Raw genomic sequence first — 23,934 nt, forward strand, 5'->3', positions numbered from 1 at the left:
GCGATCTCGAAAAACTTAAAATGATCAAGCTATCAACGTGTATCTAATGAGTTATAAAGCGAATTCAAATTCATGCTGTTCAAAAACTCTTTGGCAATTTTTGTCAGTTCATCGTTTTTGAGCACCAGAGCGTCGGTGGCGTTGAGTGCCTGCCGTAAGCAGGCATCCTTAAGAGAATTCTGAAACGGTAACAAACCATAAATATTACACATCATGGCAAACAGCTCTTTTGCTGAAGATGGATCATGAGCGCCATAGTAGTCTGGATCCACGGAGTCCCCGAGGTAAGCGTTGGCCCAACAATAGGTTAAACGACCGCCTTTCGGGCATGTCATTTCATACAGGTAAAGAGTGTATGCCTGATGAATCTTTTGCTGGCATTTGTCTGTTAAATTATTCAAGAGAGTTTGCTCCTCAGATAATAACTCAAGAGACTTGAGAATGAGTTCGTACCTGCCTTTAATCTCGTGCTTTTTTATTTCATATTCTTTTCTCTGATCCTGACATGGCTCAGCTGAATCCATTTCACTGTCTCTATCGGGACAGGAACTATCCAATGCGTCCAGCTCATGCTGGATTTGTCTTGTTATTGCCTCATACTGATTAACTTTTTCCAACAACGGCTTCAAGTCTGGGTTGTTCTCAGCTAACAGGGCTTGGATCTTTTTTACAATCGCTGTTTTGCTCCAGGAAGGTTGCCCTATGATAATCACCGGACGGAGGTTCTCCTTGCCTTGGATTAACTGCGCATACGCGGGCTGGTGCATCAGCATTCGTGTTATATCCGGAGTGCCCTCAGGTACATGGGTCCAGGCGGTCTGTAAAGATGGATTGGCCATTTTACGTTCAAGAAATGGTGAAAACCCACCATAATAATGACCGACGGACAAGTCATATTTTTCACTCAGGGAGTCTTGATAAGATTTATAAGAAGACCGCCATGCCTGACTATTTTCTTCGCCGCACAAAAATGCCTTATACCACTTTTTCAGACAATGGGCGGCTTTAACCTTCAGTCCATCGACGCCTTCCAGACACAACAATAGTTCGTGATGTTCATGAGCCTCCTTACAATAGTCCATGCCAATCGGCCCTGGATCCAGCCAACCCGAGTACAGAGCTTCGCGAGCAAAGTGAATAACCGAAGGTTTGCTCAGGTCGCTGTGTTTCAGTATGTCAATCATTGAACTTAACCACTGCTGAGGGCTTGCTCCGCCCCGGATAATCATTTTTGAGTGCAATGACTTGAGTGGTTCAATGACCTGGTCTTTGTCACTGTTGGACAAGATTTGTTTGACCGCCTCCGACATCGGTTTGTGGGGATGCCCTGCTGCATCATAAACATCACCGACCAATTGCTTCTCGAAATAGCCCAGTTCCTCTGTCTCCAATAAGACGGCGACACCCATGGAAAAACCGGTTAAATCTTTTGCTTCCCAAAGTTTCCTTACTGTTTTGAAGATATCTGGAAGTGTCTCTGACAAGGCACTGCCTGCTTCAGGGGGTTCGTTCGTTCCCTCAGAGCTGTCAGCGCAGTCCTCAGCCAGAGCCTGCTGTTGTGTTGAATCAGCAATTTTCAGGTGATCTCTGATCTTCCCGGACTTAGTGCTGGAGCCACTGACCTTCCTGTTGGGCTGGAAGTCAGGTTTGATTTCTGTTCGCTTTACAGGGGCACCGCCCAAATCCACGGATTTCCAAGTTTGACCTCCATCTTCCGAATACTCAGCAAAGATGTGTATGAGGCTCTCAATTTGTCGACTGGAAATCCCGAAATAGCGACAAAAAGCAACAAAAACAGGCACACGATGACGACAGCTACCTTGCCGCTCTGTTACCAGGAATTCAAAGAAATTCTTACCGCTCGCTGGTTGACCAGCACCGGAAAACTGTTTGCAATAGTTCGTGATCGCCTTGATTCGTTGCTTTGTATTTTTAGCCTTTATTATTGCCTTTAAAGATACCTTTAATTCGGTTGGGTGTTCTTCGATGGACGCAAACACTTTGTCCAGTACTGTTTTTATACCTTCTGAACAGCGGGTATCAACAGGCATTGATGGTTCTGGTCGTTCTCCTGTAGCAGGTGTTTCTCTGCTCGTTTTTCCGGGTTCTACGACATAAGCACAAAGAATACTCTGTTTGGCGTTGGCCTCCGGAATAGTCAGTGTGTGAAGTCCGGTATATGGATCCCTGACCAGTGTAAAGGCCAAATCGGGTTTGCTACGCAAGGCCACAATATAATCGTCAGGCGTCAGGCTGGGTAATGCATATTGACCATTTTTTGATCGCATATTCAGGGTCGCCAGCGTTTGATACCTGGTTAATTTCACTTCCTGACCATACTCCGGCAACCGTGCAGGCGTGAGGAGTTCGACTCTCTGAGTGTCCTGATCACTCATGTCGATCAGTTCGACGTCACCCTCAGCAGTGACATTAATATCCCTTGCCCACACGCGATACATATTGGAAGGATGTCGGCTATTAAAGATTTTATAATCGATAACTTTTGGCTTCTGCCGGTCCTCATAATTCGTGTTCTGGTCCAGGGTCGAAGTCTGTTTCTTGCCGACTTTTGGGATGTCTTTTTCAGAATGGTCAAGCCAATGGCCTGGCTGACCCATTATCTGATGCGCAAACCCGGGCCACAATTGAATGGCATTGGAGTTCCATGCGCTTATACGCTGTTCAGCTTCCTGAAGAAAAGGCTGGAAAGCGGGTAATTTCAGCGTTTGTTGCTCTTCTTCCGGCATCGGAAATACGCTATTAGCATCTACGCCTGTCCGCTCAAACTCGCGCTTAAACCAGTGTTGCTGGCAGTGTCGGTAAAGTGCCCGGGTGAGAATATCGTTGGACTTATCCGGTTTCAGGGAAAGGCCTGATGCCTGCCACCGGGTCTGAGCCATCATCCTGATGATTTCCGTCCTGATTTCGTCTTCAGTCAGATCAGCATTAATAAGAATTTCATGGCGTTGTTCATCCATACTGTTGTAGTCACCAAGGCGTATCAACCATGGACGACCAATGTCTGATACCGTTCGATTAAACCAATGGCACAGTTCAGGGTCAAAGGTTCCCCGGCTTGCGGCAGGGGCCGATGATCCGGGCAATTCCTCCAGCGATATGCTGGCGGCCATCAGATAAAGCCGGTAGTGCTGATTGAAGCATTGATGCAGTCCGTTGTCGGAAAAATCGGCCCCTCTGAGAACAGCTCTGGCGACATTCTGTAAATCGAGGCCGGTAGGCTGCAATGGCAGGTTTTTCTGTTGCAGGTAAGCCCTTAAAAGACAATGTTTTTCTGTTAGCTTTTTAGCGACAAATTTTCCTCGAGAGGAATCTGGCAACACTTTCCCGGCAATAGTCTGCAATTCAGTCGGGTTATACTGCCGGATGGGCAAATGTCGAAAACGCCCTTTCAGCGCTGGCGATAAGGGTTTTCGCCCGCTGTACTCAGGTGGGTTGATGGTGGCGAAGAGATGGAAACCCGAATGAGCGTCACCGGCCAGAATATCGTTTAACTCACCTTCCAGATGCTGGCTGTCGATCAGATTCATTTCCGAAATCACCACGATGCCGCCATCGACTTTTGCCTTCCGGATCACTTCACACACTTTGTCCCAGGAACAATCACAGGCATTCAGGTAAAAGACTTCCGGCATGGATTCTTGCCGTTGCTTTGCCTGCTGTCTGACACTTTCAATCATCAGATTCAGCGTGGCATCCTTACCCCGGCCAGCCGGGCCTGCAATCAGTGTTGCCTGACGACCGCCGTGTTTCCTGCCGAGGTGATAAGCCTGCTGACAGCGGCTTAAATCCTGCCCAAGCTGTTGCACCAGTTCACTGACTGCCGATCCGGAGGTATCAAACTCAGGTCGGTTTCTTTCAGTGAATTGCATGAAGGGCTGCTGTATATCCTTCAGGTTCAGTGTACGAACTTTGTCGCTCAGGGTGTTATCCAGTTGGTAACGGGCAGCAAACCAGATTTCCAGTGCCAGCAGGGCATCCTGACAAGTCTCAGCGATTTCGGGACCCAGAAGATCCCGAAAGCTCTGCCGGATCAAACTGTTTATTTGCTTACAGGTAACAGGGTCAACCGTGGGCAGCGCACGATCCAGATACCAACCCACCCAGCTGCAGATATCCGTTAAATCCCTGGGCGTGAACTCATGCTCGGGTAACAGTTCCTGATAATATTGCCAGAGAGCCATTATGCTCTCGGTGGCACTGTGTACAATGTCGTTTATTTCAGTCTCAGGCAGATGCCGTTGTAACTGATTGACCAGAGCCGGTTCCACTACTCTGTCCCGAAGGAAAGCCTGGTCTAACCGAGGGTAGTAAGCCCTTGGCAGTTTCTCTTTCAGGGCCGGGTCTATTCGCCGCCCGGCGTAATGATCCGGATTACCGGTGAGAATCACCCGGTGTTTTGGGCTGACCTTGACAGGATGACCATTCACATAAATGCAGGGTTGCGGTTCCCATAAGCCGTTCAATGATGCCAGCAATCCGGCTTTGGCCAGATTGGCTTCATCCAACACCAGAGTTATGTATTCTTCGTCTTTGTCGGATTCGGTCCTGGCCCATTCCATCAGCGCCCGGTTTTGCTGCACCATAGAGCGGTCACCATCGATGTGTTGTTGCCACTGCCAGCGTTTCATCAGGGTCTGTTCGCTGTCGGAAGGTCCCAGGGAAATGACTGAAGCCTGTCCTGAAGCCCTGGCCATTTTGGCGGAAAAGTAACTTTTCCCGGTGCCCGTTTCTCCCTGCAGAAATATAACGGGAGAGTCCGCAAATCGTTCATGGAGTCGCGACAATCGACGACTTTCACGATCCTTCTGGCTTATCTCGCCGTGATAAAGATCCCGGGCCAGCGCTGACAAGGGCTTATTGGTGGAGCCCGTCCATCTCAGTGATTCAGCCAGTCGATGTTCTATGCGTTCAATGCCTGCTGCGGCAGAATTCGCTGCTCTGGCCCTGTGAAAACAATCGCTGGCCAGTGCCTGAATGGCATCGGATCGGGTCTGCCCCAGTGGCAAAGGTAACTGCCAGCCAGAAGCCAGTGCATCCTGCAAACGTTTAATCTGTCTTGAAGGCCTGATGGCTAAGGATTCACAAAGCTCTGCCGCCGGATCGACCTGCAACTGATACGCCATTGCATTTTGCTGTTCTTCAGGCGCCTGGGCCACGATTATGGCACAGAGCCTGTCCAGAATTTCTACTCCACCCTCCAGTGACAATGGACTTTCATAGGACAGTCTTAATCCTTCAAATTCGGTGTCCCTGAATACTGCCGGATCAAAGGCTCTGGCCAGTTGCCACAGGTTCTGGATCACAAACTCTCTATCCAACCGCGGGGCACTATTGATGATGGCAGTTAACCGATCCGGATCGACCGAGATGGTTTGATTCTCATCCGGCGTCTTATCCGGTAACAAGTGCCAGCAAGCCACTTTCATAAAATCACGCACGGGCGTGTTCTGCCGGGCGCCATGGGTGATGACGCTATTGATGGCCTTGCGCCAGTGGCAGGGCAGGAGCCGTTGGGAGTGGTCAACCTGCTGTGCCCGCCGGGCAGCCAGTATCAGGTTATTCAGCAAGCCTTCGGTCCTTTCAGGCAGAGGGTTACAAAGGCCATCAGGTATGGTTTTAAATGCTTTGTAAAGCTCATTAAGCGCTTGTTCTGGTAGCTCAGTCCGGGAGATTTTATGCCTGAGGGTATTGATAACCCAGATATCGATCTCAGGACATGGCTTACCCCTGATGACCATCGAATGAAGTATTGAAGATGCGCTTTTTGCGGACTCAGGCCAGAGTATTTTGATATCAGCCTGTGGATAGGCCTGCAACTGGCCATTCACCAACAGAGGTTGCCCAACCATCAGGGGTTCCAGAAGCTGCTGAAGCCTTGGATTTGTCTCCAGCCCCCGGAATACCACCAGCTTGCCGGCGGTTAATGCTTCCTGCAAAGCACTCCGACGATGTCCGAAATGGGCCTTTTGTTCCGAGGTGATATGGATATTATCAAATAGCTGGCTGAAGCCGGTCTGTTCATTGACCTGAATGACCAGAGGTGCTTGCGGGTGATGATTGATCCAATAACTTGCCTGGGCATGTTGCTGGTATGTCAGTGTATTCAAGGCAGCGTTATCTCTGACTTTTTTCTGTAGCAGAGGGCTTCCGGACAGAGGTTGCTCATCGTTTTCAGGCAATCCCAGGGCCTTCGGCTGCGGTCCTGAATCAGCTACCTGAAGTCGGGGCTTCAGTCCGGTTGTCTGGTGAATAGTCTGCAGTGAATCCAGCAAACAAAACCAATGTGCCTGGGTAAGGGGAGACGTCACGATGACTGCACCACCAGCCCGAACCTGTTCCAACAGACAGGTATTTGCAGCTGCATAGCCTTCCGGGCTGATGGCCATCGGGCTCAGCCATTCCCTGATATTACCTTGATTGATAGTGATCGGGAGTCGTGCAGTGAAGGCTCTATTTTTATTGGAGTTGGTCAGGCTCTGAAACAGTAAACGCAGCTCGTCCTTCCCTACCGGCATCTGATAAAACTGAATATCGTCGGGTAACTCGCAGGTCTTGCCGTTGCTCTCAAAGCACTGTTGCGCCAGTATTTGTCGCATCGTTTGTTCAAAGGTCAGATCTCCCCAGTTGGCCCCTTTCAGAATCACCCGTTGCCCTGCTTTCAATAGCTCCAGCCTGCCGGGGATATGCTGGATTCGCCCCTTTTTATCGATTCCGGGACCGCCCAGCAGCAACTGTCGCCAGTGACTGTGCAAGTGACAGTTAATAACAATGGTATTGTCGTTTATAGTGCTTTCTGGACAAGGAAATTCAGGTAATAACGGGGGAACTTCGTTGATTTTCATCGATGGGTCATTGCCGGTCTGAGCGAACTGCCAGGTATTGCCTGGTCGATTAATTCGCCGCCAGAAATCAGTTCCTGGTGCCTCATGATCGCTGCCAACCATTGCCAACTGTGCCGGGTCTGCCAGGACCAATAGAGAAACATGCTCACCCAGAGGGCGTTTTTTCTGGCTGACTCTGTCGTACAGACAGGGGTTATCCGGGTCCAGCAGATCGTTAAATTTTGGCAGTTCATCACTGGTGAGTTTTCGGATATCCAGCACCAGGGTTAATGGTTGCGAACCTTCAAACAGTTTGCCCGGATAAAGCGCTTGGCGACCCTCTTCGGAAATGCTCAACCGGCTCATCAGGTTAGCCTGTGAGAGGTCATCGGGATGGGAAATAAGAGTGACATCCCGATGTTTATCGCCGGTCCGGGCAACCAAAAGCTGTCGAACCTCATCATCACTGGCGACAAAACGAAAATCGAAGGCATTAGGGGCCTTGGGGAGTGAGGATTTCGTTGAGGAAACGGTTCTCACAGGGTCAGGTGACTTAATCCGGGGTGACGATATATTGAGTTTGGTAATGACATCAGAGCAGATCTCGACATCATTTGCCGGTAATACCAGCTTTGGTTTTTTGGCTGGTACGATATTGTCAGACGCGCCACTATCAAGAACCGATTTGTTTATTTCCCTGATCCGACCATCCACTATCAATCTCCTTTCCTGATGCCCCTTGAAGGATTGCATTGAAACTGATTAATTGTTTGACCTTAGGATGAGATTAAAGTTCCATTTTAACTGTTACCCCTCTGTAGGCTTGTCCAGCCTGCTGTTCGGCTGCACTGTATCAGGTGCTCAGTTAATGTTTCACGTTGGGTTATTCGGGAAGCCCGTAGAGTCTTTAGGCCTGTGCGGCACTAAAGGGTCGTCATTCCCGGAAGGAAGTCGTCATTCCCGCGAAGGAAGTCGTCATTCCCGCGAAGGAAGTCGTCATTCCCGCGAAGGAAGTCGTCATTCCCGCGAAGGCGGGAATCCAGCGCCAACAGTGGGACTATGCCTTCTCGGGGATGACAAGGCCAGGGGGGCACCGGGCAGTATGGTTCTGGTGGTGAGTCTGTGTGGATTCCCGCCTTCGAGGCTGTCGCAAAACTCCAACAACTCGTTCCTATGCTCTGAGGTCGTCATTCCCGCGAAGGCGGGAATCCAGCGCCAACGGTGGATCTATGCCTTCTCGGGGATGACAAGGCCAGGGGGGGGCACCGGGCAGTATGGTTCTGGTGGTGAGTCAGTGTGGATTCCCGCCTTCGCGGGAATGACGAGAATGAAGCTGGGAAGGACGTGAATGAAGCCGGGAATCATTCAGCTTGAGTTAATAAGCTTGCAGTAATACTTGCTGGCGAGTAACTACTGACCCTTTTATATCAAGATTCGTTACGAAATTGTCCCCTACAGAGCCTTGACCATTAAAGGAAGTTACCGACCTTGAAAAACTCAACATGACCAAACGGTTATCAGGCATCCAAAGCGTCACAAAGCGAACTCAAATTCAGGCTGTTTAAAAACTCTTCGACAATTTTTGTCAGCTCATTGGTTTTCAGAATCAGAGCGTCACTGGCGTGATATGTCTGCCGCAGGTAGTCATCCTTAATAGCTTCCTGCGACCAGTCAGAGCTCTTGATTAAAGACATCATGGCATACAGTTCTCCTGGTGAGGATGGAGCATGAGCACCACAGTGGTCATCATCGTCTTCCGCCAGGATGAAAGCATCGGCCCAACAATAGGTTAAGCCCCCACCTTTCGAATGTGTCATTTCATACAAGTAATAAATGAAGGCCTGTTGAATCGCTTTCTGGCATTGGTCTTTTAAGTCGGACACCAGAACTTTGTCCCTGGATGGTACCTCAAGGGACTTCAGGGTCGATTGGTACTTACTGATGATATCAAGCCTTTCTTGCTCACTATCTGCTGCTATCAGAGCATTAATGTATGGTTGTTTCATTGCCTCAGATTGATTTGTTTTTTCCGATATCTGCTGCAAGTACGGGTTGTTCTCAAGTTTCCGTTGAAACAGGGCTTCGGCCTTTTCATTATTTACTTTGCTGTTCAGGGAAATTTGCCCCAGGATAATCACCGGTCGGTGGTTCCCCTTGCCCGAGTTTAACTGCACAAAGGCAGGGTGGTGCAACAGCAGTCGTTCTATATTCGGAACGCCTTCGGGTTTGTCCGTCCAGGCCATCTCGACGGATGGACTGGCCATTATATTTTTAAGGAATGACGAATGTCCGTTATGAGGATCAGTGATGAAGAAGGCATTCTCTTTTCTCTGCTGAAAGATTTCATAAGCCGATTGCCATTGCTGGTTTTTTTCCCCGGACATGACTAGCTGGTACCACTTTTTCAGGCAATGAGCGGCTTTAATGTTCAGTTCATCGACCTCTTCCAGACGCATCAAAAGTTTATGATGTTCAACGGCCGCTATAGTATATTTGCTATAGGTCGGCACTGGATCCAGCCAACCCGATTCCAGAGCCTCACGGGCAAAGTGAATAACCGAAGGACGGGTCAAATCACTGTTTGCCAATACGTCCACTATTGAACACAACCACTGGTCAGGGCTTGTTCCGGCCTGATCGATCATTTTTGAATGGAGTGACTTGAGTAGTTCAGTGACCTGATCTTCATCACTGTTGGACAATATTGGTTTGAGTGCCTCCGACATTGGTTTATAGGGGGGTCTCCCGCCGCCAATCACTTTACCGACCAATGCCTTATCGTCCTCGCTTAATACTTCTGTCTCCAGCGACTGCAAGATTGAGACGCCCATGGCAAAACCGGTTAACTCTTTTTCCTCCCAGAGGTTCTTTACTATTTCGAAAGTACTCAGATTTTTTTTTGGCAAGGCACAGTCTGTCTCAAGGGTTTTGTTCAGTTCTTTGAGGCTTATACCATAGGCTTTGGCCAGAGTTTGTTGTTGTGCTAAATCAGCGTCTTTCAGGACATTCTTCAGGAGATCCCTGGTCTTCTTCAACTCAGTGCCAGAACCACTGAGCCGACGGGTGAGCTGGAATGCAGGTGTGTGTTTTGTTGTATCGGCAGGCGCCCCGCCCAAGTCCACTGACTCCCAGGTTTGGCCTTGATCCGGGGAATACTCCGCAAAGGAGTGGAGAAAATTAGAAATTGCTCGACATGGAATGCCAAAATAACGACAAAAAGCCATAAAAACAGGCACACGATGACGACAGCTCCCTTGCCGCTGTGTGACGAGGAAGTGAAAGAAATTTTTATTGCGCTCTGCTGGTATGGCAACACCGGAGAACCCTCGGCAATAGTCCCTGATTGCCTCAATGCGTTGCGTCGTGTTTTTAGCACTTTTTATTCTACGCAATGGCTCCTGCACTTCGTGTGGTTGTTCTTTAATGTTCGTGAGCACTTCCTTCAGTACTGTTTTCATATCTTTTGAACAGCGAGCGTCAAAACGTGTTGACTGAGCTGGTTGGACTTCTTCAGCAGGTTTTTTTTTGCCCTCTTTTCCGGACTCTACGACATAAGCAAATTTAATACTCTGATTGGCTCTGTCATCTTGAACAGACACTGTATGAAGCCCGGTATAGCGATCCCTGAGCAGAACAAATGACAATCTGGATTCCATTCGCAAGGCTACGATATAGTCGTTGACCGTGAGGCTGGGCAGGGCATACAGGCCATTTCTTGGTGTCACCACCAGGGTCGCCAGTGTTTGATCGCTAGCTAATGTTACTTCCTGGTCATCCTCTGGCAACCGGGCAGGTATGAGAACTTCGACCCCCTGTACGTGTTTATGATTAATAATGATCTGTTCGATATTGCCTTCGGGAGAGATATAAATATCCCTTGCCAACCAGCGGTAATTCCGGGAAGGAAAATTCTCCTTATCAAAAACTCTATAGTCGTGAAAGTGTCGCTTCTCATGGTTCTCATAGTCTGTTTTCCAGTCCAATGCCTTGGCCGGTTCTGTCTTATGGTTCTTTCTCTGAGCCAATACTGATGCCTGTTTCTCGTGGACTTGTGGCAGGGATTGCCCGGAAGCCTTATTACCAACAACAGCTGAGGTTTTGTTAATATAATCGCTAACAAAATGGTTCAGCAGATCCCTGATCTGATGCCAGAATTCAGGCCAACACCGAACGTCATCGCTTTTCCACCCCCTTATCCGCTGATCAGCCTCCTGAAGATAAGGCTGGTTAATTGATATTTTCAGCGTTTGTATCTCTTCTTCGGTCAGGGAAAATACGCCACTGGCTTCCACACCCATCTGGCCAAACACACGATCAAACCAGCATTGTTGCCAGTGTCGGTAAAGTGCCCGGGTGAGAATATCGTCCGACTTATCGGGGTTCAGGGAAAGACCCGATGCCTGCCACTTTGCCTGGGCCACCATCCTGATTATTTCCGTTTTGGCTTCCTCTTCAATCAGATCAGTGTCGATATGAATTTCATGTTTTTTTTCATCAACACTGTTGCGATCACTGCTTCTTATCAACCATGGACGACTAATACCAGGTACCACCTGGTTGAACCATTGGCAAAGCCCGGAATCAATTGTGCCTTTACTCATGGCAAGAGCCGATGACTCTGGCAGTTCCTCCAGCGATAGTTTGGCGGTCATCAGATAAAGCCGGTAGTGCTGAGTAAGATATTGATGAATGGCTTTTTCGGTAAAATTGCCCCCTCTGTTGATAGCTCTGGCAACATTCTGTAAATCAAGGCTGGTGGGCTGCAATGGCAGGTTTTTCCGTTGCAGGTAAGCCCTTAAACGACAATGTTTTTCAGTCAACATTTTAGCCACGGTTTTTCCCTGCTCGTTTTCTGGCAAGACTTTCCCGGCAATGGTCTGCAATTCGGTCGGGCTATACTGCCGGATCGGCACATGTCGAAAGCGTCCTTTCAGTGCCGGTGATAAGGGTTTTCGCCCGCTGTACTCAGGCGGGTTGATGGTGGCAAACAGGTGGAAGCCCGGGTGGGCGTCACCGGCCAGAATATCGTTTAACTCACCTTCCAGGTGCTGGCTGTCGATCAGATTCATTTCTGAAATGATTACGATGCCGCCATCGACTTTTGCCTTCTGGATCGCTTCACACACTGTGTCCCAGGAACAATCACAGGCGTTCATGGGAAAGACCTTTGGCATGGTTTCTCCCCGTTCTTCAACTTGCTGTTTGACACTTTTGATCAGCAGGTTCAGCGTTGCATCCTTACCCCGTCCGGCCGGGCCTTCAATAAGTGTTGCCTGACGACCGCCGTGTTTTATCTTGCGATGATAAGCCTGCTGACAGCGGCTTAAATCCTGTGCCAGCTGTTGCACCAGCTCAATGATTGCCGATCCGGAGGTATCAAACTCGGGTCGGATTTCTTTGGTGAATGCTTCGAAGTCCCGCTGAATATCTGGCAGGGTGTGGTTATGAACTTTGTCGCGCAGGGTGTTGTCCAGTTTGTAACGGGCAGCAAACCAGATTTCCAGTGCTGAAAGGGCATCCTGTTGAGTTTCGGTGATTTCGGGACCCAACACATCCCGGAAACTTTGCTGGATCAGACTGTTCACTTGCTCACAGCTAACACTGTCGCCTTTGGACAACGCACGATCGAGATACCAGCCCACCCAACTGCAGATGTCGGTTAAATCCCTGGGGGTAAACTCATGCCCGGGCAACAGCTCCTGATAATATTGGCACAGTGCCATCACACTTTTGGTGGCCCTGTGTGCAATGTCGTTTATTTGATGCCGTTGTAAATGATTGAGCAAAGCGGGTTCCACTACTCTGTCTCGAAGGAAAGCCTGATCCAGACGTGGGTAGTAAGCCCTCGGCAGTTTCTCTTTCAGGGCCGGGTCCATTTGGCGCCCGGCGTAATGATCGGGGTTACCGGTGAGAATCACCCGGTGTTTTTCGCTGACCTTGACAGGATGACCATTCACGTAAATGCAGGGTTGCGGTTCCCATAAGCCGTTCAATGATGCCAGCAATCCGGCTTGGGTCAGGTTGGCTTCATCCAGAACCAGGGTAATGTATTCAGCGTCTTTGTCGGATTCGGTACTGGCCCATTCCATCAACGCCTGGTTTTGCTGCACCATAGAGCGGTCGCCGTCGGCGTGTTCTTGCCACTGCCAGCGTTTCATCAGGGTTTGTTCGCTGTCGGAAGGTCCAAGGGAAATGACAGAAGCTTGTCCTGAAGCCCTGGCCATTTTGGCAGAAAAGTAACTTTTCCCGGTGCCGGTTTCTCCCTGCAGGAAGATAACGGGAGAGTCCGTAAGCCGGTCATGGAGTCGGGATAATCGACGACTTTCACGATCTTTCTGACTCATCTCGCCATGATAAAGATCCCGGGCCAGTGCTGACAAAGGCATATCAGCAGAACTCTGCCACTCCAGTGATTCAGAGAGTCGATGTTTTATACGTTCAATGCCTTCTGACTTGGAATTCACTGTTCTGGCCCTGTGAAAACAATCGCTGGCCAGCGCCTGAATGGCATCGGATCGGGTCTGCCCCGGTGGCAGAGGTAAATGCCAGTCAGAAGCCAGTGCGTCTTGCAAACGCCTAATCCGTCCTGTTGGCTTGATGGCTAACGATTGATAGAGCTCTGCTGCCGCCAGATCGACTTTCAATTGATACGCCAGAGCATCTCGTTGTTCTTCAGGCCCATGGATCACGATTATGGCGCAGAGTCTGTCCATAACGTCTTTTTTCCCCTGTTTTGGAAACGGACTTTCATAGGACAGTTGTAATTCGGCATCTTTAAACACGGCCGGGTCAAAGGCTCGGGCCAGTGGCCAGAGGTTCTGCCTGACAAACTTTCTATCCAGTCGCGGGGCGCTATTGATGATCGCCGCTAACTGATCCGGGTCTACCGAGGCGGCTTGATCCTCATCCGGCGTCTTATCCGGTAACAGGTGCCAACAAGCTACTTTCATAAAATCCCGCACTGAAGGATGCTGCCGGGTGCCATGGGTGATGACGCTATTGATGGCCTTGCGCCAGTGGCGGGGCAGGAGCTGCAGGGAGTGGTCAACCTGTTGTGCCCGGCGGGCAGCCATTATCAGGTTATTCAGCAAACCTGCGGTTATTTCAGGCAGAGGGCTACAAAGGTGGGCAGGTACGGTTTTAAACGCTTTGTAAAGCTGTTTAAGCGCTTGTTCTGGCAACTTAGTCCGGGCGATATCATACTTGCGGGCGTTGATATCCCAGAGATCGACCTCAGGACACGGCTCACCTGTGGTGACCGTCGCATGAAATATTGAAGAGGGGCTTTTCACAGACTCAGGCCAGAGTATTGTCACACGAGCTTTTGGATAGTCTTGCAACTGGCCATTCACCAACAGAGGTTGCCCAACCATCAGGGGTTCCAGAAGCTGCTGAAGCGTTGGATTATTTTCCAGTCCCAGCAATACCACAGGCTTGCCAGCGGTTAATGCCTCCTGCAACTTAGTCTGACGGTGTCCAAAATGGGCCTTTTGTTCCGAGGTGATATGGATATTATCAAATAGCTGGCTGAAGCTGGTCTGTTCATTGACCTGAATGACCAGAGGTGGTTCCGGCTGCTTATTGATCCAATGGCTGGCTTGGGCAGATTGCTGATAAGTGAGGGTACTGAACGCGATCTGATCTTTGTTTTTTTCCTCTGGACACGACAGAGAGACCTCGTCGTTTTCTGTCAATCCCAGGACTTTCGGCTGACGTTTTGAATCAGTCACTTGAAGTCGGGGCTCCAGGCCGGTGGTCTCGCGAATAGTCTGCAGTGAACCCAGCAAACGAAACCAGAGTGCCTCAGTGAGGGGAGACGTTACGGTGACTGCTCCCCCTGCCCGAATCTGTTCCAACAGGCAGGTGTTAGGGATTGCATAGCCTTCCGGGGTAATGGCAATCGGGCTCAGCCATTGGGCAATGTTACTCTGGTTAATGATGACAGAGTTACGTGATGCGTGCTCTTTGTCATGAGAACGGGACAGACTTTGAAACAGTAAATGAAGCTCGTTATTCCCTACCGGCATCTGATAAAACTGAACATTGTCGGGTAACGGACAGATCTTGCCATTGCTCTCAAAACACTTCTGCGCCAGCATCTGTCGAAGCGTCTGTTCAAAGGCCAGATCTTCCCAGTTGGCTCCTTTCAGAATCACCCGTTGTCCGGCCCTTAATGATTCAAGCCTGCCGGGGATGTGCTGGATTCGCCCCTGTTTATCCACTCCGGGTCCACCCAGCAGTAACTGTCGCCAGTGACTGTGCAGGTGGCAGTCAATTAAAACGGTATTGTCGTCTTCCGTAGCACTTTCGGCATTGGTGAATTCAGGCAATAAGGGGGTAACCTTGTTGATCTCCAGCGATGGGTTATTGCCGGTCTGAGTGTCGAATTGCCAGGTATTGTCCGGTCGATTAATTCGTCGCCAGAAATCAGCACCCGGAGCGCCGACCGCCGGTGCGTCACCGCGCCTGACAACCGATGCCAGCTGTGCGGGGTCTGCCACGACCAGCAGAGAAACATGCTCACCCAGAGGGCGTTTCTCCCGGTTGACTTTGTCGTACAGACAGGGGTTATCCGGGTCCAGCAGATCGTTAAATTTGGGCAGTTCATCACCGCTGAGTTTTCGGATATCCATCACCAAGGTCTGTGGCGTTGAACCTTCAAAGAGCTTGCCTGAACGCAGAGCGTGGCGACCCTCTTCGGAAATGCTCAACCGGGTCACCAGATTAGCCTGTGAGAGGTCATCGGGGTGGGAAATAAGGGTGACATCCCGATTCTTATCGCTGGTCTGAACCACTAAAAGCTGTCGAACTTCATCATCACTGGCGACAAAACGAAAATCGAAGGCATAAGCGGTCTCTGGGAGCGAGGAATCTGTTGCGGAAACGATTCTTGCTTTGTCAGGAAAGGTTGTCGAAGGTGATGATTTATTGAGTTTGTAGTTGATACCAGGGCTGACCTTTGTAATCCTTAACGGTAAATTCTGTTCTGCTCTCCTGGCTGGCTCGACACTCTTTTCGCCGCTCTCTTCGCCGCTCTCAGACACGGCAATATCAAGAAAAGAGTTGTTGTCAATTTTTTCACCAATACGACCATCCATAGCCAATCTCCCAACTAGCATCTGAAGAACTGAATTGAAGTAGTTTGGTGGTTTGACCTTTAGACAATACGAAAGTTCATTTTTGACAGTCAGCTGTGATCATTGGAGGCAATCACCGATCTCGAAAAACTCATCATGACCAGATTACTCTCAGGTTTCCAACGCGTGAGAAAGTGAAACCAAATCCAGGCTTTTCAAAAACTCTTCGGCAATGGTTGTCAGCTCATCGGATTTGAGCACCAGTGCGTTATCGGCGTTGAGTGCCTGCCGTAAATAGTCATCCTTTAGAAAGTCCACAAACAATCTGGATGGAGAGTCCATAAGCAATTTAGAGCCCTGAGTTTCAGACATCATGACATACAGCTCTTCTGGTGAGGATGGATCATGAGCACCATAGGAGTATCTCTCGTTGCAACATTTGATGTAAGCATCGGCCCAACAATAGGTTAAGCAGCCGCCTTTTGAGTGTGTCAATTGATACAGATAATGACTGAAGGCCTTCTGAATCAAATCCTCGAATTTTTTTGTTAAAAGCAGCGGGTCTACGTCTACTCTCCCATTACGTTCCAAAATGACCGCATATTGAATTTGCAAGAGATCTCCGACCTTTTTGTTAATAGATGTGAACTCCCAGGAAGGTGCCCCCAGGATAATCACCGGACGGTGGTTCCCCCTGCCAGAGATTGACCTCGGAAAAGCGGGCTGGTGCGACAGCATTCGTTCTATATTGGGGATGCCTTCAGGTTCGTCCGTCCAGGCGTTCTTTAAGAGTCGATTGGTAATTTCATATTCAAGGAATGATGAAAACCCATCATAACAATGATCGACGAACGAGGTACCTTCTCTCCGTTGGAAGTCTTCATAAGTTTGGAAGTCTTCATAAGCTTTCTGCCATAACTGACTATTTTTTTCCCTGAAGAACAACTGCTTATACCACTTTTTCAGGCAATGAGTGGCTTCAACCCTGAGCTCATCGACGCTTTTCAGACGCACCAATAGCCTATGATGTTTATCGGCTTTTTCTATATATTTCTCATCGTTCAGGATTGGATCCAGCCAACCCAATTTCAGGACTTCAAGGGCAAAGCGAATAACCGATGGCTTGGTCAGGTCACTGTCTTTCAGTATTTCTCTCATTGAAGAAAACCAATCGTGAGCCCTCAGGTCGCCCTGATTAATTATTTTTGAATGGAGTAACTTGAGTTGTTCAATGACACGCTGTTTATCATCGCGGTACAATATTATTCGTTTCACTGCCTTCGATATCGGTTTAAGTTGCTCCTCGTAATCGCCCAATGCTTCTTTCCCCAGCGACACGATGATTGAGACGGCCAGGGAAAAACTGATTAAATCTCTTTTCTCCCAAAGGTTCCCGATTATGTTAGAAATAATTAGCTTGGCTTCTGGCAATGCGCGGTTTGTCTCAAGGGCATTGTTCAGTTCCACACGGCTCATATCACAGACTTCAGCCAGAGTTTGCTGTTGAGTCAAATCAGCACCTTTCATGAGATCTTTCAGAAAAGCCTTATGCTTCTTTAACTCAGTGCTGGAATGACTGACATTTGTGGTGGTCTGGCAGACATATTCGATGTCTGTTTTCTCGACGGGTGCCCCGCCGAGATCCACTGACACCCAGGTTTGGCCTTCATCCACGGAATATTCAGCAAAGCTGTGGATAAGGCTATTCACTTGCCGGGATGGAATCCCGAAATAACGACAAAAAGCAACAAAAACAGGCGTACGATGACGGCAGCTCCCTTGCCGTTGTGTTACCAGAAACTTAAAGAAATTCTTATGGCTCGCTGGTCTGGCTTTACCGGAAAACTGTCGGCAATAGTTCGTGATCGCCTCAATTCGTTGCTCTGTGTCTTCGGCGTCTTTTATTTTCTGCAAAGGCACCTGTATTAAGGTCGGTTGTTTTTCAATGGTCTTAAACAGTTTATTCAGTACGGTTTTCATACCTTCTGAACACCGGGCATCAAGGTTTGTTAATCGTTCTGGCCGGGCTTCTTCAGGAAGTGTTTTTCTGCCTGGTTCTCTGCGTTCTACGACATAAACAAAGTCAAGGGCTTGCCCGGCTTCGCCCTCCGGAATCAAAACTATGTGAAGCCCGGTATATCGATCCCTGACCAGCTTAAATGGCAAAAAGGGTTTCATACGCAAGGCGACGATATAGTCGTTAAACGTCAGGCTGGGCAATACAATTAGATGCTCCTTATTCAATAATACCGAAAAGTTTGCCAGCGTTTGATTGCTGGCTAAGGTCACTTCCTGGTCGCACTCTGTAAATGGATCCGGTCTGAGGGTTTCGACACCCTCAATGTATTGAACCTCAAGAAAGGTCAGTTCGACATCACCCCAGGCAGTCACATTGATATCCCGCAGCGCCGAGCGAAACATATGGGAAGACTGGTTTTGCGGTTTAAAAATTTTATAATGTTCAATTTGTGGCAGCTCCAGATTCTCATAGTTCGTTCTTTGGTCCAATACCGCAGGAGAAGACCAGACGCCTGGAGGAGTGCTGCTCACCGGGCCTTTATCGTTCGTTCTCTGTTTCAATGCCTGAGGATCAGGCTGTCTGATGGGAGATGTTTTGCTCGCCAGACCTTTATTGTTCGTTCTCTGTTTCAATGCCTGAGGATCAGGCTGTCTGATGGGAGATGTTTTGCTCACCAGACCTTTATTGTTCTTTCTCTGTTTCAATGCCTGAGGATCAGGCTGTCTGATGGGAGATGTTTTGCTCACCAGATCTTTATTGTTCGTTCTCTGTTTCAATGCCTGAGGATCAGGCTGTCTGATGGGAAGCGTTCTGCTCTCCGGGCCTTTAAGGCTTTTTCTCCATTTTAATAACTTAGCCAGTTTCGAGCGGGCTTTCAGACGGTATTTTTCAGGAGCCTTATCACTGCCAACCGCTAAAGCTTCGTTACTATGATCGTCAACCTGATGGCTCGGCAGATTACTTATCTGATGCCAGAACGCAGGCCACCATTGAACTGCATCGGAGTTCCATGCTTCTATCCGCTGATCAGCTTCCTGAAGATAAGGCTGGGAAGTCGGTAATTTCAGGGTTTGTTGCTGTTCTTCCGTCAGGGGAAATACGCTATTAGCATCCACGACTGTCTCGCAAAACTTATGTGCAAACCAGCGTTGCTGCCAGTGTCGGTAGAGTGCCTGGATGAGTACATCGTCCGACTCATCCGGCTTCAGGGAAAGACCGGATGCCTGCCATTTGGCCTGAGCCATCCTTTTGATGATTTCCGCTTTGACTTCCTCTTTATTCGGACGAGCCTTAACACGAATTTCATGTTTTTTTTCATCAATACTGTCGAGGTTGCTGAGTCGTATCAACCAGGGACGATCAATGTCCGGTACCGTTTTGTTGAACCATTGGCAGAGTCCGGAATCAAGCGTTCCTTTACCCATGTCAAGAGCCGGTGACTCCGACAGTTCCTCCAGCGATAGATTGGCGGCCATCAGGTAAAGCCGGTAGTGCTGATTGAGGCATTGATGTAGTGCTTTTTCGCTAAAATCGCCTCCGCTTTTGACAGCCATGGCGACATTCTGTAAATCGCGACTGGTGGGCTGTAACGGCAGGTCTTTCCGTTGCAGGCAGGCTCTTAAACGGCAATGTTTTTCAGTCAGCCGTTCAGCAACGAATTTCCCTTTTGGGGAGTCTGGCAACACTTTCCCGGCAATGGTCTGCAATTCTGCCGAGTTATACTGGCGGATCGGTAAATGTCGAAAACGTCCTTTGAGCGCCGGTGATAAGGGTTTTCGCCCGCTGTACTCAGGCGGGTTGATGGTGGCAAACAGGTGAAAGCCCGGATGGGCGTCACCGGCCAGAATATCGTTTAACTCACCTTCCAGATGCTGGCTGTCGATCAGATTCATTTCCGAAATCACCACGATGCCGCCATCGACTTTTGCTTTCCGGATCGTTTCACATAGTTGCTCCCAGGAGCAATCACAGGCATTCAGGAGAGAGACCTCTGGCATGGATTCTTGCCGTTGCCTGGCCTGCTGTCTGACACTTTCAATCACCAGGTTCAGCGTGGCATCCTTACCCCTCCCGGCTGGTCCTTCAATCAACGTCGCCTGTCGTCCGCCGTGTTTTCTGTCGTGATGATAAGCCTGCTGACAGCGGCTTAAATCCTGTCCCAGCCGTTGCACCAGTTCAATGACTGCCGAACTGGAGGTATCAAACTCAGGTCGGAATTCTTTGGTGAATGCTTCGAAGTCCCGCTGAATATCTGGCAGGGTGTGGTTATGAACTCTGTCGCGCAGGGTGTTGTCCGGGTGGTAGTGGGCAGCAAACCAGATTTCCAGTGCTGAAAGGGCATCCTGTTGAGTTTCGGTGATTTCGGGACCCAACACATCCCGGAAACTTTGCTGGATCAAACTGTTCACTTGCTCACAGCTGGCGCCATCTCCTTCAGATAACACACGATCCAGATACCAACCCACCCAACTGCAGATATCGGTTAAATCCCTGGGGGTAAACTCATGCTCGGGCAACAGCTCCTGGTAATATTGCCAGAGTGCCATCACACTCTTGCTGGCACTGTGTGCAATGTCGTTTATTTTGTGGCGCTGTAAATGATTGAGCAAAGCGGGTTCCACTACTCTGTCTCGAAGGAAAGCCTGATCCAGACGTGGGTAGTATGCCCTCGGCAGTTTCTCTTTCAGGGCCGGGTCCATTTGGCGCCCGGCGTAATGATCGGGGTTGCCGGTGAGAATCACCCGGTGTTTTGGGCTGACCCTGACAGGATGACCATTCACATAGATGCAGGGTTGCGGTTCCCATAAGCCGTTCAATGACGCCAGCAATCCGGCTTCGGCCAGGTTAGCTTCATCCAGTACCAGGGTAATGTATTCTCCGTCTTTGTCGGATTTGGTATTGGCCCATTCCATCAATGCCCGGTTTTGTTCTGCCATAGAGCGGTCGCCATCGCCGTGTTGTTGCCACTGCCAGCGTTTCATCAGGGTCTGTTCGCTGTCGGAAGGTCCAAGGGAAATAACCAAAGCCTGTCCTGAAGCCTTTGCCATTTTGGCGGAAAAGTAGCTTTTCCCGGTGCCGGTTTCCCCTTCAAGGAATATAACGGGAGAGTCTGTCAGCCGGTCATGGAGCCGGGATAAACGACGGCTTTCACGATCTTCCTGACTCATCTCGCCATGATAAAGATCCCTGGCCAGTGCAGACAGGGGAATATCAGCGGAACCCTGCCATTCCAGTGATTCAGAGAGTCGATGTTGTATACGTTCAATGCCTTCTGCCTCCGCATTCGCTGTTCTGGACATGTGAAAACAATCGCTGGCCAGCGCGTGAATGGCATCGGATCGGGTCTGCCCCGATGGCAGAAGTAACTGCCAGCCAGAAGCCAGTGCATCTTGCAAACGTTTAATCTGTCTGCCTGGTCTGATGGCTAAGGATTGCCAGGGTTCCGCTTTCACAAGATCGACTTTCAACTGATACGCTAAGGCATCTCGTTTGTGCTCAGGCCCATGGGCCACGATTATGGTACAGAGCCTGTTCAGACTCTCTGTTGCACCCCTTTGTCGAAATGGATTTTCATAGGTAAGTTGTAATTCTTTAAATCCAGTGTCCTTAAATACTGCCGGGTCAAAGGCTCGGGCCAGTGGCCACAGGTTCTGCCAGACAAACTTTCTATCCAGTCGCGGGGCGCTATTGATGATCGCAGCTAACTGATCCGGGTCTACCGAGGCAGCTTGATCCTCATCCGGCGTCTTATCCGGTAACAGGTGCCAACAAGCTACTTTCATAAAATCCCGCACTGAAGGATGCTGCCGGGTGCCATGGGTGATGACGCTATTGATGGCCTTGCGCCAGTGGCGGGGCAGGAGCTGCATGGAGTGGTCAGCCTGTTGTGCCCGGCGGGCAGCCATTATCAGGTTATTCAGCAAACCTGCGGTTATTTCAGGCAGAGGGCTACAAAGGTGGGCAGGTACGGTTTTAAACGCTTTGTAAAGCTGTTTAAGCGCTTGTTCTGGCAGCTTAGTCCGGGCGATATCATACTTGCGGGCGTTGATATCCCAGAGATCGACCTCAGGACACGGCTCACCCGTGGCGACCGTCGCATGAAATATTGAAGAGGGGCTTTTCACAAACTCAGGCCAGAGTATTGTCACACGAGCTTTTGGATAGTCTTGCAACTGGCCATTCACCAACAGAGGTTGCCCAACCATCAGGGGTTCCAGAAGCTGCTGAAGCGTTGGATTGTTTTCCAGTCCCAGCAATATCACTGGCTTGCCAGCGGTTAATACCTCCTGCAACTTAGTCTGACGGTGTCCAAAATGGGCCTTTTGTTCCGAGGTGATATGGATATTATCGAATAACTGGCTGAAGCTGGTCTGTTCATTGACCTGAATGACCAGAGGTGAATCCGGCTGCTTATTGATCCAATGGCTGGCCTGGGCAGGTTGCTGATAAGTGACGGTCCTCACCGGGGCATGATCTCTGGTTTTTTCCTTTGGGCAGGACAGAGAAACTTCATCGTTTTCTGTCAATCCCAGGACTTTCGGCTGACGTTTTGAATCAGCCACCTGAAGTCGGGGCTCCAGGCCAGTCATCTCACGAAGGGTTTGCAATGAACCCAGCAAGCGAAACCAGAGTGCCTCAGTGAGGGGAGACGTTACGGTGACTGCTCCCCCTGCCCGAACCTGTTCCAACAGACAGGTGTTAGGGATTGCATAGCCTTCCGGGGTAATGGCAATCGGGCTCAGCCATTGGGCAATGTTACTCTGGTTAATGATGACAGGGTTACGTGATGCGTGCTCTTTGTCATGAGAACGGGACAGACTTTGAAACAGTGAATGAAGCTCGTTATTCCCCACCGGCATCTGATAAAACTGAACATTGTCGGGTAACGGACAGATCTTGCCATTGCTCTCAAAACACTTCTGCGCCAGCATCTGTCGAAGCGTCTGTTCAAAGGCCAGATCTTCCCAGTTGGCTCCTTTCAGAATGACCCGTTGTCCGGCCTTCAATGATTCAAGCCTGCCGGGGAGGTGCTGGATTCGCCCCTGTTTATCCACTCCGGGTCCACCCAGCAGTAACTGTCGCCAGTGACTGTGCAGGTGGCAGTCAATTAAAACGGTGTTGTCGTCTTCCGTAGTACTTTTGGCACGGGTGAATTCAGGCACTACTGGCGGAACCTCGGCGATGATCATTGATGAGTCATTGCCGGTCTGAGCGTCGAACTGCCAAGTATTGTCCGGTCGATTAATCCGTCGCCAGAAATCAGGACCGGCGGCAACTTCACGCTGGCCAACCGATGCCAGCTGTTTAGGGGCTGCCACGACGAATAGAGAAACATGCTCACCCAGAGGGCGTTTCTTCTGGCTGACTTTGTCGTACAGGCAGGGGTTATCCGGGTCCAGCAGATCGTTAAATCTGGGCAGTTCATCACCGGTGAGTTTTCGGATATCCATCACCAGGGTCAGTGGCTTTGAACTTTCAAAGAGCTTGCCTGAACGCAGAGTGTGGCGACCCTCTTTGGAAATGCTCAACCGGGTCACCAGATTAGCCTGTGAGAGGTCATCAGGGTGGGAAATAACAGTGACATCCCGACGTTCATCGGCGGTCTGGGTAGATAAAAGCTGACGAACTTCATCATCACTGGCGACAAAACGGAAATCGAAGGCATGAGGGGTCTTTTGGAGTGATGAATCTATTGGGGATACGATTCTCGCTCTGTCAGGCAGGGTCCTCGGAGGAAAGGGTTTATTGAGTTTGGGAGTTACGACAGAACAGGTTTTTGTTTTCTTTGACGATGAATCCAGCTCTGCTTTCCTGGCTGGCACGCCGCTCTCCACGGCAGTGTTTTCACCACTCTCAGACACGGCAAAACCAGGAACAGGGTTATTGTCTATTTTCTCACCAATACGACCATCCATAGTCAATCTCCCAACTGCCATCCGAAGAGCTGAATTGAAGCTGTTTAATTATTTGACCTTTAGATACTACGAAAGTTCAT

General features: G+C 49.6%; 5 protein-coding genes. All 5 read right to left on the reverse strand.

Features of this window, described 5'->3' with window-relative positions:
- Positions 1 to 32 precede the first annotated feature (32 nt).
- A complete protein-coding gene (locus tag P6910_RS04090; protein WP_317145013.1) occupies positions 33 to 7,556 on the reverse strand; it encodes an AAA family ATPase in 7,524 nt (2,507 codons plus the stop codon).
- 209 nt (positions 7,557 to 7,765) lie between these two features.
- Positions 7,766 to 7,936 (reverse strand): hypothetical protein, encoded by a 171-nt coding sequence (locus tag P6910_RS04095; protein ID WP_317145014.1) that lies wholly within the window; start codon positions 7,934 to 7,936, stop codon positions 7,766 to 7,768.
- Between the two features lie 133 nt (positions 7,937 to 8,069).
- Complete coding sequence (locus P6910_RS04100) at positions 8,070 to 8,207, reverse strand: hypothetical protein (RefSeq protein WP_317145015.1); 138 nt, start codon at positions 8,205 to 8,207, stop codon at positions 8,070 to 8,072.
- A gap of 152 nt (positions 8,208 to 8,359) precedes the next feature.
- Positions 8,360 to 15,940, reverse strand: coding sequence for an AAA family ATPase (locus P6910_RS04105; RefSeq protein ID WP_317145016.1), 7,581 nt, complete (start codon positions 15,938 to 15,940; stop codon positions 8,360 to 8,362).
- Positions 15,941 to 16,090: 150 nt separating this feature from the next.
- Positions 16,091 to 23,854: an AAA family ATPase gene (locus P6910_RS04110; protein WP_317145017.1), complete on the reverse strand. Its 7,764-nt coding sequence runs from the start codon at positions 23,852 to 23,854 to the stop codon at positions 16,091 to 16,093.
- Between the last annotated feature and the right edge of the window lie 80 nt (positions 23,855 to 23,934).

The sequence above is a fragment of the Endozoicomonas sp. 8E genome (assembly GCF_032883915.1).
Classification (GTDB): domain Bacteria; phylum Pseudomonadota; class Gammaproteobacteria; order Pseudomonadales; family Endozoicomonadaceae; genus Endozoicomonas_A.